Consider the following 1,869-nt stretch of genomic DNA (forward strand, 5'->3'; position numbering starts at 1 on the left):
ATGCCGTTTTCAATTGCGCAACTGGGACTAGGATGATAGACATTTTCATGATGTATCGTGATAGTCCCTCGGTCTATTTTACGTAAGCCAAAAATAGCTTCCATTGTTTCTGTTCTTCCTGCTCCTGCTAAACCAAAGACACCTATTATTTCACCTTCATTTAAGGAAAAACTCACTTGCTTTACCGTATTATCAACTGTACTTAGGTCATTTACATGTAAAAGAGTTTTTCCTATTGAAGGCCTCGTTCTAATGGACTTTTTAAATGAACCTTTTCCATCTGTCATATAGTGAATCAAACTTTCTACCGTGACTTCAGCCTTTCTTAAGGTACTCATAAATTTCCCACCCATCAAAACTGTAACTCGGTCGGATATTTCCATAACCTCTTCAAGTCGATGGGAAATATATATGATTGCTACACCTTCTTTTCTCAAACGATTTATATATTGAAACAGTAGTTTTGACTCTTTATCTGTTAAGGCAGCTGTTGGCTCATCTAAAATTAATAGTTTAGAGTTTGCCATCATTGCTCGTGCAATTTCTAACATTGTTTTTTGCGAGGGTGTCATTTCTGAAACAGGTCGTTTAAGGGGAATGTCCATCCCCCACTTTTCCAATAATTTAGAAGCCTCATTATACATTTCTGGCCAGTTAATTCTTAGTCCTCTTTTAGGATACGAGGTGTTTACAAAGAGATTCTCTAAGCCTGTAAAGCAAGGAATTAGTTGCCTTTCTTGATGAATGACACTAATTCCAAGTTCTTGGGCTTCCTTGGGTCTCTTAATATCAACTTGTTTTCCTTGCCAGTAAAGACTACCTTTACTTGGTCTATAAACGCCTGTTAATATTTTAATAAGGGTCGATTTCCCTGCCCCATTCTCTCCAACTAATGCATGAACCTCTCCAGAGTTTATCGATAATGAGATAGCATCTAATGCCTTACATCCTTCAAAAATTTTTGAAATTTGTTCAATACGAAGCAATACCATCTAACTCCCCCTTTTTAAATTACTTTCCTTCAATTAGCTCTGCAGGTGCGTACATTTCTGTACTCTCTACTTTTTTACCATCAAATACTTTTTCCATTTGTTCAATCACGATTTTTGCCATTCCTTCGAAATTTTGTTTTACAGTTGCTCTGATTGTAGACCCCTTTTCAATCATTTCAATTGCTTGACTATTTCCATCTATTCCTGTAACGATAATATTGTCTCTGCCAGCAGATTCAATCGCTTGTGCTGCACCAATTGCTGGCTCGTCCCAACCTGCCCATAAACCAGTAATTGCGCCCTCCTCTTTATTTGCAAGAAGTAAATTCTCCATACTTTGACGTGCGTTTTCGATAGGTCCTGGTACTTTGATTTCTTGTTCAGTAATTACTTTAATACCTGGATGTTTCTTTAAAATTTCATCTAGTATCTCAGTTCTTTTTTGCACCCCAGGGTGTGTACGGTAAGTAAAGACAATCAAATTTCCTTCCTCTCCTATTTCTTTAATCAAATACTCTGAAATCATTTTAGACATCTCTTCATTATTACTTGTGGCATTTAATGTCATCCCTTCAATAAAACTAGAATCACTACCGAATACTAAAATCCCCTTGTCCTTAGCCATTTTGATTTGAGATTTAACTTGATTCGGATCTGCACTTACTAGCACAATGGCATCTACGTTTGAAGAAATTACGTCTTCCATCCGCGAGGCTAATAAACCTACATCACCATTCGTGTCAATAATATTAGGAGACCATCCTTTTTCATTCGCCTGTTCTTCTAATTTATCAACCATTTCTTTAGTCGTTACAGATGATAAATAAGGTGTTAAGATTGTTATTTTTTTCTTATTGTCCCCCTCTTCACCATCTGT

Annotated in this window: 2 protein-coding genes; both read right to left on the reverse strand. The window is 36.6% G+C overall.

From position 1 onward, the window contains the following. Positions 1–992 (reverse strand): sugar ABC transporter ATP-binding protein (locus AC06OU_RS11100; RefSeq protein ID WP_475855802.1); only part of this gene is annotated, 992 nt, incomplete at its 3' end. A gap of 19 nt (positions 993–1,011) precedes the next feature. Then, a partial coding sequence (locus AC06OU_RS11105; RefSeq protein WP_475855804.1) for a substrate-binding domain-containing protein occupies positions 1,012–1,869 on the reverse strand: 858 nt, incomplete at its 5' end.

This window comes from Psychrobacillus sp., assembly GCF_056205495.1.